Below are 14,264 nucleotides of genomic sequence, written 5' to 3'. Positions count from 1 at the left end.
ATACTTCACCGGAGATTCAGTTTTCGTAGTCTTTTGCATGGCGTTTTAGAGTTTTCGGGATTTTATGACTCTAATATAACGGATTTGAACAATAAAAAAATATACCCGCACTTTTTTTTATCCGGCGGCATTATTTACTTAAAAACAATACAAAGTTACTCGTTCTTTTTTTTGAATACATTATCTTTGCGGCTTGTTTAAACATTAGCATAACTTAATGGGTTGCTGATGTGACAGTTCACTCATTCTTCATTCATACAGATGTCAAAAGTAATTATTATTGGTGCCGGTGGAGTCGGCAGTGTAGTTGCCCATAAATGTGCAATGAACTCCCTTATTTTTACGGAAATTTTATTGGCAAGCAGAACAAAATCTAAATGCGATAAAATAGCAACCGATATTGAAGAAATGCACGGTGTAAAAATACAAACGGCTCAGGTTGATGCCGATAACGTACCCGAATTAGTGGCACTTATCAAAAGTTTTCAGCCAAAAATGGTTATCAACGTAGCATTGCCTTATCAGGATCTCACCATTATGGATGCGTGTCTTGAAACAGGAGTGCATTACCTTGATACCGCCAATTATGAACCAAAAGATGTTGCTAAATTTGAATACAGCTGGCAATGGGCTTATCAGGATCGTTTCAAGGAAGCCGGTTTGATGGCGCTGTTGGGTTGTGGGTTCGACCCGGGTGTTACTCAGGTATTCACTGCCTATGCAAACAAACACCATTTTGACGAGATGCATTATCTGGATATTATAGATTGTAATGCCGGAAACCACGGTAAGGCTTTTGCAACGAACTTCAATCCGGAAATTAACATTCGTGAAATTACGCAGAATGGCCGTTATTGGGAAAACGGCGAATGGATAGAAATTCCACCTATGTCTATTCACAAACCCATTGATTATCCTGAAATCGGGCCGAAAGAATCGTATGTGCTTTATCATGAAGAGTTAGAGTCGCTGGTTAAAAACTTCCCTACATTGAAACGCGCCAGATTCTGGATGACTTTCGGGCAGGCTTATCTTACTCACCTGGAAGTGCTTCAGAATGTAGGCATGACACGTATTGACTCCGTTAAATTCAATGGTATCGATATCGTTCCCTTAGAATTTCTAAAAGCAGTTTTACCGGCTCCGGACACCTTAGGTGAAAACTATACCGGCCAGACCTCAATCGGTTGCCAGATAAAAGGTATTAAGGACGGGGAAGACAAAACCTATTATGTATGGAACAACTGCGACCACGCCGAATGCTACAAAGAAGTGAAAGCGCAAGCCGTTTCTTATACCACCGGTGTGCCGGCCATGATAGGCGCCATGCTGATGCTTACCAATTCTGAATGGCAAAAACCGGGCGTTTGGAATTGCGAAGAACTGAATCCGGACCCTTTCATGGATTTACTCAATACACAGGGCTTACCTTGGCATGAAAAAGTTAACATCGAATTGCCTCATGAATATTGATAAAAACAGTAAATAATATTAAAATCCGTTAAGCACTTAGCGGATTTTTTTCGTTTCTATAGTAAATTGCACTAAATAAACCTTATTCCAAATGAAAGCTACCACCTTTATTATTGCTATCGTTTTAAGCGCTGTATCAGCTTTTGCTCAAGATAATAAAATACAAGATGCTGTGGTTTTTAATTCTTTACCCAATGGTTTTGGTACCCCGGGGAAGAATCAGAATACAGTCAGTTCTTATGATTTACGTTATGAGGGAGTAAAAGGTTCTAAGTACTTTGTAGAAGAATGGCTTACAGGGCAACTCGTTTTTGTAAAAGAAAACACCAAAGCTCCTAAAGTTGTCCCTTTAAAATACGATACATATACCAAAGAATTGTTATTCAAACGTTCAATAGGTGACTCCATCGTTGTGAATCCGAATCAGATTACAGGGTTTATCATTAATGACAGTAAAAACAACATCAGCTATCCATTTGTAAAAGTTGATGGGCTGAAAACTGAGGGAGGCACAATGCCTGTAAGCTATTTGCTGGTTTTATATAAAAACAAAATATCCTTGCTGAAACACGTCAGCAAAATGATGCAGAAAGCCAATTATCAGGGGGCATACAGTGTCGACCGCCGTTATGATGCCTATCTTGACAATTCAGAATACTATGTACAGAAAGCTGATGGCTCTCTCACGAGAGTTAAACTAAAGAAAAACTCGGTTCTGAATGCCTTTGAAGATAAGAAAGATGAGGTTGATGGATTTATCAAAAAAGAGAATCTAGCCCTGAAATCGGAATATGAATTAGCCAGGGTGGTTGATTATTACAATAGTCTCTAGTAAATGCATTAAATAGCTAAAATCCTTTTCTCAATAAGTAATTGGGAAAAGGATTTTTTCATGATTTCCCACCCTATTTAGAACTATTTTCCTGCAATCAAACCAACTCTTTTCTTGTTTACTGCTTACCTATCGGTTTCCAATATTCTCTTAAATATATTAAAAATAAATATTTAGATAATTATCTAAATATTTATTCGTTTTTACTTGCAAGAGATTATTTTGTTTTTTAATGTTGTACTGTAGTTTACTCAACTACTAAATGTTCAACTTAAACTTTACAAAAATGGAAACACATGTTCAGGCATCGCCGCCTGCGACACTCGATGAGATTGTATTCGAGTATCGGAACAAAGATTACGGAGCTTACGAGCTGCGCAAGTCTTACACTTCAACGGTCAACCGTGCCATGTGGATTGGCATCACGCTCTTCACCGCTCTTTTTGTGACTTCCTACATCTTTGCCCAACAAAAAGATGACATAGAGGCTCAGAATGAAGTAATCATTAACCTGCAGGATTTAAAAGAACCCGAACAACCACCCATTGAACAGATTCCGGAACCGGAACCACCCAAACCAATTGAGCCGGTACAAACTATTAAATATCTGGCACCTGAGATAGTGAATAATCCGGAAATAGAAGAAGCGCCGCCCACGCAGGAAGAAATGGAGAAAGCCGTAATCAGTAACAAAACAACACCCGGTGAAGAAAGCGAAAGTATTGCAGAAGCTCCACCGGCGGATGCTCCGCCTGCTGAAACAAAAGTTGCTGAAATTATAGAAGATAATACGCCGTTTCTGCATGTTGAGGTGCAGCCCTCATTTGTAGGTGGCAATAGTGAAATGTACAGGTTTTTAGGCAAAACGCTTAAGTACCCGTCAGCTGCGCAGCGGTCAAATGTTGAAGGAAAAGTTTTCCTGAGTTTTATTGTGGAGCGCGACGGTAGCATTACCGATGTGCAGGTGGCGAAGAGCGTTGGGTTTGGCTGTGATGAAGAAGCTATGAGGGCTGTAAAACTGATGCCAAAATGGATTCCGGGAAAACAAAATGGTAGAAACGTGCGCGTAAAATATACAATACCGGTCTTTTTTAAACTTGATTAATACTATGAATGTAAAACTAATGCCCCGTAATCCCCCGTAAGAGGATTTATTCCGATTTCGTCAAAAAATTTTATTTGAGGTAATGCAAGACAGTCCGAGTGATTTTCATCCGGACTGCTTTTTTATATATCTGTTAATTTTCTGTAAACACCTTTGGTAAGCCTGATACATGGGGTATATCTGTAAGAAAATGAGTAATTTTGCAAATTATTCATTCATGTTACTCATTGTTCAGCAATAGAAAATGGCTATAGATATTACTAAAATCCCGTCGCCGTGTTATGTTTTAGAAGAAAGACTGTTACGGCGAAATCTTGAACTATTGAATCGTGTACAAACGGAATCCGGTGCACAGATCATTCTGGCACTAAAAGGTTTTTCTATGTATGCTACTTTTCCTATGGTGGCCAAATATCTTTCGGGCGCTACTGCCAGTTCTTTAAACGAAGCCCGGCTGATAGTAGAAGAAATGGGTTGCCTGTCGCACACCTATGCACCGGCTTATAAGCCTGATGAGTTTGCAGAAATGATGCGCTACAGTAGCCATATCACTTTCAACTCGTTGAATCAGTGGGAGCAGTTTAAACCACAGATTCAGCAATCGCGCCGGAAAATATCCTACGGTTTAAGAATAAATCCACAGTATGCCGAAGTAGCCACTGAAATGTATAATCCTTGTATACCCGGCTCACGTCTAGGCATTACCAGAGATTTGCTGGGTGAAAAATTGCCCGAGGGGATAGAAGGTTTGCATTCACATACGCTGTGCGAAAATGACTCTTATACACTGGAACGCACATTGGTACATATAGAAGAGAAATTCGGTGATTTACTGCACCAGATCAAATGGTTGAATTTAGGTGGTGGGCATTTAATGACACGCGAAGGCTATGACCATGCGCACCTGATTAAACAAATTAAACGCCTGAAAGAAACCTACAATATTGAAATAATCCTGGAGCCAGGCTCGGCAATCGGCTGGCAAACGGGCTATCTGGTGTCAACAGTGCTGGATATTGTTGATGCACAGGGCATTGACGTAGCTATACTCGATGTTTCTTTTGCTGCTCATATGCCCGATACATTGGAAATGCCTTACAAACCGCGTATATGGGGAGCTACTGATGCCGTCACAGGAAAACCAACGTATCGTATGGGTGGTATGACTTGTCTGGCCGGTGATTTTATGGGAGATTATTCTTTTGACCAGCCGCTAAAAATCGGCGACCGCGTAGTATTTGATGACATGATACATTATACCATGGTAAAAACCACGACATTCAACGGTGTGGGGCTTCCGTCGATCGGTATCTGGAAAGAGAACGACGAGTTTCAGCTGCTGAAAAAATTCGGTTTCAGAACTTATAAGGATAGGATATAAAAAAGACAGGAGGCTCCCTTTCCGGAAAGCCTCCTGCACTCATATATCCTCCACGGATTACCAATCCGTGATACGTTTTATGCTTCAGCAACAACTTTTACTGCTACTTTGTGTTTCACTTCTTTGTGAAGGTCAACAAGGGCAGTGTAGTCACCAACATTTTTGATATCTTCCAAAGAGATTTTCTTACGGTCGATGTCAAAACCTTTTTCTTTTAAAGCATCTGCAACCTGTGTGTTAGTTACACGACCGAAGATACGACCGCTTTCACCAACTTTCATTGGGATACTGATTACCAGGTCACCGATGGCTTCTGCAGTAGCCAAAGCTTCGGTTTTGATTTTCTCAGCTTTGTGAGCAACTTGTTTAAGGTTTTCAGCTAAAACCTTGCGATTCGACGCAGTAGCTAATTGAGCAAAGCCCTGCGGAATAAGGTAGTTACGGGCATAACCTGGCTTTACAGCAACCACGTCGTTTTTGTAACCTAGCCCTACTATATCAGTTTTTAATATTATTTCCATCTTTCTTAATTGTGAATGAGATATTACAATTGAGTGATATTACTATTGAGTGATTGAGTGATTGATGATTGAGTGATTATTTAATTAATAATAACTCAGACTAATTAATTCACTTCGCAAAGATTGCTAATCACTCATTCACTAAATCACCGCAGCGGCGGACCGCTAATTCACTAAATTATTTCAATCCGTCGGCTACGAATGGTAATAGGGCCAGGTGTCTGGCGCGTTTAATAGCTACCGAAACTTTGCGTTGGAATTTAAGGCTATTGCCCGTCAGACGACGAGGAAGGATTTTACCTTGCTCATTCACAAATTTCAATAAGAAATTCGGGTCTTTATAATCTACGAATTTAATACCTGCTTTTTTGAAGCGGCAATATTTTTTACGAGCTGTATCTTTTCTGTCTACAGGATCGTTTACAAGTGACATTGTGTTATTTTTCATTATGCTGCTTCGTTTGATGCTTCTGCATTTTCTTCTTTAGCAGGAGCAGATTCTACATTTTTCTTTCCAATTAAGCCTTTGCTACGGCGTTCGCTGTAGTCAATAGCATATTTGTCTAATTTCGTAGTCAAATAACGCAATACACGCTCGTCACGTTTGTAATCGATTTCCAAAGTAGCTACAATTTTTGGAGTAGCTTTGAATTGAACTAGCTGATAATAGCCCGTGTTTTTGTGCTGAATGGTATACGCCAGTTTACGAAGACCCCAATGCTCTTCATGAACCAACTCAGCACCGTTATCAGTCAATGTTTTTTTGAATTTTTCGACAGCTTCCTTTATCTGGGCTTCAGATAAAACGGGAGTTAAAATGAAAACTGTCTCATACTGATTTTGAAACATACTAAAACAGTGTTTAATTAATAATTAAGTTTTATTCTCGAAAATGAGGGTGCAAAGGTATAAATAATTACAGAAAATGAAAAGGATAACAGCAATATTTTTCAAATAAATGTCTAAATATAAAGCAGATAGCTATCATTGCCTACTTATAATACCCGTCGGGGTAAATCCTGCAGCTGTTTAAAGCCCTGTGTAGTATAATCCATTTCAAAACAAAAGGTTTTCAAACCATTGGTAATGGCCAGATATCGGCACCTGAGCGTGAGGTTATAGCGCGACGCCTGCTCAATAACTGCCTGACTGATAGGTACCTCCGGAGCTTTGCACTCTATCAACAAAGATGGCAAGCCGGATTCATCAAAAATCACGATATCTGAGCGCTTTTGCAGCTGATTATATTTCAGCCCGCCTTCCAGGCGTATCAGATTTTTGGAATACTGATATTGATTCACCAATAAATGAACAAAGTGCTGTCTTACCCACTCTTCGGGAGTTAGAACCATGTATTTTCGACGTATAACATCAAAAATGCAGATTTTTCCCTCAATTTCCTTAATTTTGTATTCGAAAGGCGGCAGGTTTAGTGGTATCATCATTCAATTAACTAACCGTTAAATTATTAAGGCGGCACTTACGCTTTTAATAATTATACTTAATTTTAAAACAAAACTACGTTTATTATGGAAAAAAAAGAAGAGATTGTTGCGAACTGGCTTCCGCGATATACAGGCACTCCTCTATCAGAATTTAAACCCTATATCTTACTTACAAATTTTCATAACTATGTCGATATGTTTGCCGAGATGTTCGGTGTTGAAGTAAAAGGGAAAGATAAACCCATGCAGACGGCCTCAGCCGGACACATCACCATCATCAATTTTGGTATGGGCAGCGCCATGGCTGCAACTGTGATGGACTTACTGTCGGCTGTTCAGCCTAATGCTGTGCTGTTTCTTGGTAAATGCGGTGGTTTGAAAAAAACAACGCAACTAGGTGATTTGATTCTGCCGATAGCAGCCATACGCGGCGAAGGTACAAGTAATGACTATGCCCGCCCTGAGATTCCGGCACTACCATCGTTCCGTTTACAAAGAGCAGTGAGCTCAATGATAAAAAAACATGAGCTTGATTACTTGACAGGAACCGTTTACACGACCAACCGCCGTGTGTGGGAACATGACACCGTGTTTAAAGAATACCTGCGCGAAATACGCGCTATGGCCATAGACATGGAAACAGCCACTATCTTTATTACAGGCTTTGTAAACGCCATTCCACACGGTGCCTTATTGTTAGTATCTGACAACCCTATGATACCGGACGGCGTTAAAACCGAAGAAAGTGATAAAAAGGTAACAACAGGCTTTGTGCAAAAACACTTGCAGATAGGTATTGATTCATTGGAAGAACTGGCCAACTCAGGTGAATCAGTAAAACATTTGAGGTTTGAATAGACCTCTATTTTATAGAAGATAATTTGGATGCCGGATGATTTATCGTCCGGTTTTTTTGTTTGCCATCCTGATAACAGATATAGTCATGCGTTAATAGCACGATATGGCATTCGCTCCATCAAAGACCCAATTTATCCATCATTGGTTTTTCATATTCGCCGTCTTCTGCCGGGTATCGTAATATTTTCTCAAACTTACCCGATTGCTTGGCCAAAGCCCATATCAGACTTTCTCCTGCCGGTACATTGCCGGGTATTTGCTCATAAATTTTATCCTGATAGGCTTTGTTGGCGTTTACCACTTCCCAACCATTATCTTTAAAATGCGTAATCAAGTCGTCTATAAATAAAGCCGCGGCTAAATTATGATGGAGCAATATTACGTGACTGACTCTTCTGCCAGATATCTGATAAGCTAAAGAATCATAAAAGATAGCACGGCTGAGTAAATGATTTTTATAATACTCTCTGAAGCCCGCAATATCAGCTTTAGGGTTTTGTTTTAATCGTGTCGCCAGTCGATTACTAATATACCAGTCAGAAGCATCAATCGTAACATATCCGTTTTTATATCCTTTTTGCTTCATAAATTCTCTGAATCCTTCGATCTTCTCTTTGGTATTACCCTCTTTCAGGTATGGGAATCTGAAATATGGATAGTAATTACTGTAGTTTCTGATAATGGAATCATTTTTTACAAGCTCCGCCTCAAAAGCCTTCAGGCTTGTATTGTTACTATTAAAATTGGGATGCGTGAATGTATGATTGGCAATCAGGTGTCCTGCATTATTCCATGACGATAATACATATCTGCCCTTTTCTGTAGTTTTATTAGCCCCTGACGAAAATAAGATAGCTGTAAGTTGGTGCTTCTTCAATTTGCTGAGCAATAACTCATTCCAGACTTCCAGCTTATACCCTCCAATATCATCGGTTCGCCCATCATCAAAAGTAAAAGCTATTTTAGGTCTGTCTATTCCTGGTTTTATGCGCTGTGCATTAATTGGTTGATGAGAATTACTTTCATAAGAAATTGCCAGAACAGAAACTGTCGACGAAATTAAGAATAACAGGAATTTATTCATAAGTCTTGTGGGGGCACGTGATTTTCTAAAATTAAGTCTGCCAATATACAAATATTTTATAGAAGATAATTTGGATGTCTTACGATGTTTTCGTTCGTTTTTTAGTTTTCACCCAATAAATTGGGCGGCTAATGAAACAAAGGATAAGATTTAAGTAAATTGACCGACTTAAGTCGGTCATGAATACAAAAATACCTTTGTTATAATAGACGGCGAATTCATTCGCTGTAATTGCCGATACCTCACCCAATAAATTGGGCGACTAACGAAACAAAGGATACTTTTTTAGTAAATACCGACTAAAGTCGGCATTGGTATCCATTTGTCCCTTCCCACTTCCGAACAATCGTCCCATTATCGGACACTTTTTTATTCTTAAAAAAATACATAACACACTCATTATCAATAACTTACCAATTGGCACGCTGATTGAAAGGATAATACTGTATTTGTTTCAAAAATGAACATTTACAGAGTCTAACCGTGCCACGCTCATTATCGTCCGAGTATAGGCGTGACACGATTAAAAACCTCAACACTTATACAAAATTATAAAAAGCTATGGACAAAGAACTCTCAGCAAACGAGGTCCGCAAACAGAAAAGTAAAAACTGGTTAATTGGTATAGTGGCGTTGGTTGCCATTATACTGATCGTCTGGTGGGTAAGAAATTCTCTGTCGTCATCGGTCAAAAAATCAGAAATCAGAACCGCCGTTGCCGAAATGGGTGCTGTAGAGAACACGCTCACGGCCTCAGGCGAAGTGCAACCTGAATTTGAGCAGGTAATTACCAGCCCTATCACGGCCGTGATTCAGCAGGTATTGCTCGATGCCGGAAGCAATGTGAAAGCCGGAGAAAAAATTCTGGAATTAGACAAGGAAGCCACACAATTGAATTTCGATAAAGAAAAAGACCAGCTGGACTTAAAGCGGAACACCATCGTAAAACTGCGCCTTGACCTCGACAAAAGTTTCTATGACCTGAAAATCTCCGACTCTATCAAGGCTATGAAAATCACCAGCCTGAAAGCCGATGTTGAAAATGCCAAACGTCTGCAAAAAGCAGGTGGTGGTACCCGTGAGGCTATTGAAACGGCTCAGATGAATCTCAGAATTGCCGAACTGGAGAAAAAACAGTTGGAGAACGACATCAAAATTAAGCAACAAACCATGCGCGCTGATTTGAAGGAATCGGAGTTGTCGGCACAGATTCAGGAAAAACAACTGATGGAATACCAAAGCAAATTGCAAAAGGCTAATATCATCGCTTCTCGTCCGGGGGTACTCACGTATGTCAATAAAAACCTGGGGTCAAAGGTAGCAGAAGGTGAAATTCTGGCACGGCTGGCCGATTTAGGCAGCTTCAAGATTATAGGTGCTATTTCAGACAATTACGCCGATCAGGTAAAAATAGGTATGCCGGTTATTATCCGCATCAACAACACGCAACTGAGGGGCAGCCTGACCAACATTCAGCCGTCAGTGCAGAACAACATCCTGAGTTTTGATGTGGCACTTGATAGTAAAAGTACCGATATGCTTCGTCCGAAACTGAAAGTGGAAGCCTATCTCATTACTGCTGCCCAACAAAACGTGGTTCGGGTAGCGAATGGACCTGCCTTTAAAGGCGCATCAATACAGGATGTATTCGTGCTCAGAAAAGACGGTAAAGCCGAAAGAAGAACAGTCAAAATAGGACTTACGAACTTCGATTACGTAGAAATTACTGAAGGAATAAAACCGGGAGAAACCGTGATTATTACAGATTTGAGCGAATACAAAAACACCAAGGAGTTGGAGATTAAATAACCGGAATTTGCCTAACAGACCCCAGCTTATGAAATACCTTATTTATATATTAAGCCTATATTTACTGACTTACACCTACCCCACGGTGGCACAGGGCCTTACCAAACTGACCCTGACAGAAGTAGTGGAAATGGCCAAGAGTCAGTCAATTGCCTCAAGACAGGCTGCCACAACCAAAGAAACCAAGTTTTGGGAGTGGCGCACATTTCAGTCGAACTATAAGCCACAATTGGTGCTCGACGGAAGATTACCTGCCTTTACCCGCTCGTTTACGGAGGTTATCCAACCTGACGGAACCATCCAGTTTCAACCGGTACGCTATAATAATTCATCATTAAATCTGTCATTAAGCCAGTCGGTCATGCAAACAGGAGGGCAAATCTATGCTACTACGCAATTGCAGCGTTTTGATGATTTTGCCCGAAAGAATACCTTATATAACAGCACTCCTTTTGCGGTAGGCTATGAGCAACCGATTTTCAGATTCAACGGTTTTAAATGGGATAGAAAAATTGAGCCCCTAAAGTATGATGAGAGCCGCCAGGTTTATATTGAATCGCTGGAGAAAATAGCCTCAAAATCGACTGGATACTTTTTTAATCTATTATTGGCGCAGGTAAATCTGCAGATTGCAGAAACCAACTTAAGCAATACCCAGACTATTGTAAAAATAGCCAACGAAAAATATGATATAGGCAAAACTACCAGAAACGAAATTCTGCAGCTGCAATTAGAATCGCTCAAGGCACAAAAAGCCATTGCCACTGCCAAAAGAGATTTGGAAATTGCCACCTTAAATCTCAAAGCCTACATCGGTTTACAAACAGACAGCAAACTGGAATTGATAATACCGGCTACTATTTCTAGCATTTCAATACCTAATCAGCTGGCGTTGGAAGAAGCTTTTGAAAATCGTTCGGATGCTATTTCGTTTCGTCGTTTAATTTTAGAAGCTGACCGGGCAGTAGCGAAAGCCATTGGCGACAACGGACTGAATATGACCCTGACCGCCAGTCTGGGTTTTTCGAACAGAGGCTTGACGATTCCGGACTTGTATAACAAACCCCAAAGCCAGGAATCAGTACAATTGCAGCTCGATATTCCGATTCTTGACTGGGGACGCTCAAAATCAAGAACTAAAACAGCAGAAGCGCAAAAAAAGCTGACGGAGTATACGGTTGAACAGGCCAAGCAAACTTTCAGACAGGAAATTTACACACAGGTAACACTTTTTGAAATGTTGAAGAATCAACTGACGCTTACAGCACAGGCCGATAGCATTGCCTCAGAGAAGTATCAGATAGCACAAGATAGATATGTGCTGGGGAACCTGAGCATCACCGACTTGAGTATTGCTTTCCAGGAAAAAGACCAGGCAAAACGTGACTACATCAATGCGCTGCAAGATTATTGGAAAACGCATTATGAATTACGCTACCTGACACTCTATGATTTTGAAAAACAAAGAAAGATACAACCGGAATAAGGAAATTAGTGATTGTGCGAATGAGTGATTTAGTGATTAAACTATCATAGTAATTCAGGCAGATTATTGCCACAATGTACTCGAAGACACACTATGTATCACAATCAAAAAATAATCACACAAACACTAAATCACTCAATTAATACATTAATTACATTAAACTCTCAATAAATTATGATTAAGTTAAAGAACATCGAAAAAGTCTACCGCACCAGTACTATTGAAACCCTTGCCCTTAATGAGATTAACCTTGAGGTAGGCAAAGGAGAGTTTCTATCCATCATGGGGCCTTCGGGATGCGGCAAAAGTACCCTACTCAACATTATGGGTTTGTTAGACGAACCTTCAAAAGGTGAGATAACGGTTGACAACGCTGTTATCAACAATTTCTCAGACAAAAAACTGGCACATTTTCGCAATCAGAAATTGGGCTTTATTTTTCAGAGCTATCACCTCATTAACGACCTGCCTGTTATTGACAACGTAGAGCTGCCACTCCTGTATCGTACTTCCTCAGCAAGCGAACGCACCAGGCTAGCCTCAGAAGCCCTGCAAAAAGTTGGTTTGAGCAATCGCATGAAACATTATCCTTCACAACTTTCAGGTGGACAAAAACAACGTGTAGCCATTGCCCGTGCCATTGTGGGTCGCCCTGAAATTATTCTGGCCGATGAACCTACCGGAAACCTCGACAGCGCTATGGGAAATGAAATCATGGATATACTGATTAACCTGAACAAGAACGAAGGCACTACCATTGTGATGGTAACACACGATGAAAACATGGCCAAAAAGACCAATCGTCTGGTGCGCCTGTTCGACGGCACACAGGTAATGTAAAAATTGAGTGATTTGGCGATTGATTGAATAAATGATTAATAAGCTGCCACAACGATACTGGATATCCTGCGTACAGCATTTCAAAAACGGTCAAACTAAATTATTCACTATTTCAAAATCGCTGATTCGTAATCACTCATTCACTAAATCACTAAATTAATATTAACTCATATGTTAAAGAATTATTTAAAAATAACATTTGCCGTACTGAAACGCCGGAAGTTCTTCACGTTTATCAGTCTCTTCGGCATTAGTTTCACCCTATTGGTGTTGGTGGTCATTACCTCTTTTATCGACCACCTGGTTTCTGCAGGATACCCTGAACTTAACAGAGACCGGTCTTTGTACATCGAAAAAATGGTACAGCAGGATACCACCCAGCAAGGCATGCAAAGTTCTCCTGTCAGTTTGTATTTCATTCACAATTATGTACAAAAAATGACAACCCCCGAAATAATAGCCTATGGGAGCTATCCGAATACCATCAATGCTTATGCTAATCAGAATAAAATAAAGCTGATGTATAAGTATACCGATGCCAACTTCTGGAATGTAAGCAATTTTGATTTCCTGGAGGGGAAACCCTACACCAAACAGAACATTGATAATAACGACTACGTGATAGTGATTAATGATGACACCCGAGATAAATACTTTGGCAAAGGAGTATCTGTAGTGGGTAAATCGATGGAAGTCGATAACGTCAATTATCGTATCATCGGTGTAGTGCGTGGCTGTCCGGTTACCCGTATTTATGTGGCGTCAGACATCTATCTGCCTTATAACACTCAAAAAAGAGACCAGACCAAGCAAAGTCTTAACGGCAGCTATTTGGTATTTTTGCTCGCGAAAAGTAAGGAGGATTTCCCAAAAATCAAGGCTGAGTATCAGTCAATCATGAAGAAAGTACCATTAATCAGTACTGATAAATGGTTTAAACCCAATAAGGCGAGTTCTACTGCCAACACTTATGTAGGTTCATTTTTAAGTCAGTTTTTACGTTCTGATGGTGATGCAAAACTATACTATGTATATATGGCATTAATTGGCTTAGCTTTACTTTTCATGTCATTACCTGCCATTAATCTGGTGAATGTCAACATCAGCCGTATTATGGAGCGTGCTTCTGAAATCGGCATCCGTAAAGCATTCGGGGCATCATCCAAAGTACTCACTTATCAGTTTATTATCGAAAACATTATTCTCACACTAATCGGGGGTATCATTGCGATTATCCTTTCGGTAGGTGTAATATACTTTATCAATACCAGTGGTATGATCAACTATGCCGATTTAGCCATCAACTGGAAAGTTTTCGTAGTAGCTATTTCTGTTAGTCTTATATTCGGTTTGTTGTCAGGTGTTTATCCTGCGTGGCGTATGTCAAGGTTGCAGGTTGTAACAGCTCTGCGTGGTGGAGAATGAGACCC

14 protein-coding genes are annotated in these 14,264 nt (G+C 40.2%); 9 read left to right on the top strand and 5 right to left on the bottom strand.

Annotation, left to right across the window (positions count from 1 at the left end):
* Positions 1-261: 261 nt before the first annotated feature.
* The 4 genes from AC1RRY_RS03395 to nspC all read left to right on the top strand — a co-directional run bounded on the left by AC1RRY_RS03395 (position 262) and on the right by nspC (position 4,791).
* Positions 262-1,473 carry a saccharopine dehydrogenase family protein gene (locus AC1RRY_RS03395; RefSeq protein WP_492818025.1) on the top strand — a complete coding sequence of 404 codons (1,212 nt, stop codon included), beginning with the start codon at positions 262-264 and terminating at the stop codon, positions 1,471-1,473.
* A 91-nt stretch (positions 1,474-1,564) separates the two neighbouring features.
* The gene (locus AC1RRY_RS03390; RefSeq protein ID WP_492818026.1) at positions 1,565-2,305 is read left to right on the top strand and encodes a hypothetical protein; all 741 of its coding nucleotides are present in this window, start codon (positions 1,565-1,567) and stop codon (positions 2,303-2,305) included.
* Positions 2,306-2,591: 286 nt separating this feature from the next.
* Entirely contained in the window at positions 2,592-3,410 is an 819-nt protein-coding gene (locus AC1RRY_RS03385; RefSeq protein WP_492818027.1) for an energy transducer TonB, read from the top strand.
* Between the two features lie 244 nt (positions 3,411-3,654).
* Entirely contained in the window at positions 3,655-4,791 is a 1,137-nt protein-coding gene (nspC, locus tag AC1RRY_RS03380; RefSeq protein WP_492818028.1) for a carboxynorspermidine decarboxylase, read from the top strand.
* Positions 4,792-4,868: 77 nt separating this feature from the next.
* On the opposite strand, the gene rplI is transcribed toward nspC, so the two are convergent.
* The 4 genes from rplI to AC1RRY_RS03360 all read right to left on the bottom strand — a co-directional run bounded on the left by rplI (position 4,869) and on the right by AC1RRY_RS03360 (position 6,757).
* Positions 4,869-5,312: a 50S ribosomal protein L9 gene (gene rplI / locus AC1RRY_RS03375; protein ID WP_492818029.1), complete on the bottom strand. Its 444-nt coding sequence runs from the start codon at positions 5,310-5,312 to the stop codon at positions 4,869-4,871.
* Between the two features lie 178 nt (positions 5,313-5,490).
* Entirely contained in the window at positions 5,491-5,745 is a 255-nt protein-coding gene (rpsR, locus tag AC1RRY_RS03370; RefSeq protein WP_116982542.1) for a 30S ribosomal protein S18, read from the bottom strand.
* A 14-nt stretch (positions 5,746-5,759) separates the two neighbouring features.
* Positions 5,760-6,161 (bottom strand): 30S ribosomal protein S6, encoded by a 402-nt coding sequence (gene rpsF / locus AC1RRY_RS03365; protein WP_492818030.1) that lies wholly within the window; start codon positions 6,159-6,161, stop codon positions 5,760-5,762.
* A gap of 146 nt (positions 6,162-6,307) precedes the next feature.
* Positions 6,308-6,757, bottom strand: a complete 450-nt coding sequence (locus AC1RRY_RS03360) for a type I restriction enzyme HsdR N-terminal domain-containing protein (RefSeq protein WP_492856476.1) — start codon at positions 6,755-6,757, stop codon at positions 6,308-6,310.
* Between the two features lie 84 nt (positions 6,758-6,841).
* Here AC1RRY_RS03360 and AC1RRY_RS03355 point away from each other — a divergent pair, with 84 nt between their 5' ends.
* On the top strand, positions 6,842-7,615 hold the full coding sequence (locus tag AC1RRY_RS03355) for an AMP nucleosidase (RefSeq protein WP_492818032.1): 774 nt from the start codon (positions 6,842-6,844) through the stop codon (positions 7,613-7,615).
* A 118-nt stretch (positions 7,616-7,733) separates the two neighbouring features.
* Here AC1RRY_RS03355 and AC1RRY_RS03350 read toward each other — a convergent pair whose 3' ends face one another.
* Positions 7,734-8,699, bottom strand: coding sequence for a polysaccharide deacetylase family protein (locus AC1RRY_RS03350; protein WP_492818033.1), 966 nt, complete (start codon positions 8,697-8,699; stop codon positions 7,734-7,736).
* Between the two features lie 561 nt (positions 8,700-9,260).
* Here AC1RRY_RS03350 and AC1RRY_RS03345 point away from each other — a divergent pair.
* From AC1RRY_RS03345 to AC1RRY_RS03330, 4 genes are all read left to right on the top strand, one after another.
* The gene (locus tag AC1RRY_RS03345; RefSeq protein WP_492818034.1) at positions 9,261-10,508 is read left to right on the top strand and encodes an efflux RND transporter periplasmic adaptor subunit; all 1,248 of its coding nucleotides are present in this window, start codon (positions 9,261-9,263) and stop codon (positions 10,506-10,508) included.
* A 28-nt stretch (positions 10,509-10,536) separates the two neighbouring features.
* The gene (locus AC1RRY_RS03340) at positions 10,537-11,994 is read left to right on the top strand and encodes a TolC family protein (protein WP_492818035.1); all 1,458 of its coding nucleotides are present in this window, start codon (positions 10,537-10,539) and stop codon (positions 11,992-11,994) included.
* Positions 11,995-12,168: 174 nt separating this feature from the next.
* On the top strand, positions 12,169-12,834 hold the full coding sequence (locus AC1RRY_RS03335; RefSeq protein WP_492818036.1) for an ABC transporter ATP-binding protein: 666 nt from the start codon (positions 12,169-12,171) through the stop codon (positions 12,832-12,834).
* A gap of 171 nt (positions 12,835-13,005) precedes the next feature.
* Positions 13,006-14,259 (top strand): ABC transporter permease, encoded by a 1,254-nt coding sequence (locus AC1RRY_RS03330; protein ID WP_492818037.1) that lies wholly within the window; start codon positions 13,006-13,008, stop codon positions 14,257-14,259.
* Positions 14,260-14,264 lie beyond the last annotated feature (5 nt).

Source organism: Emticicia sp. GW821-FHT11C11 (assembly GCF_058808615.1).
Note: the sequence above shows the minus strand (reverse complement) of the source record. Positions and strands in the feature narration are given on the sequence as shown.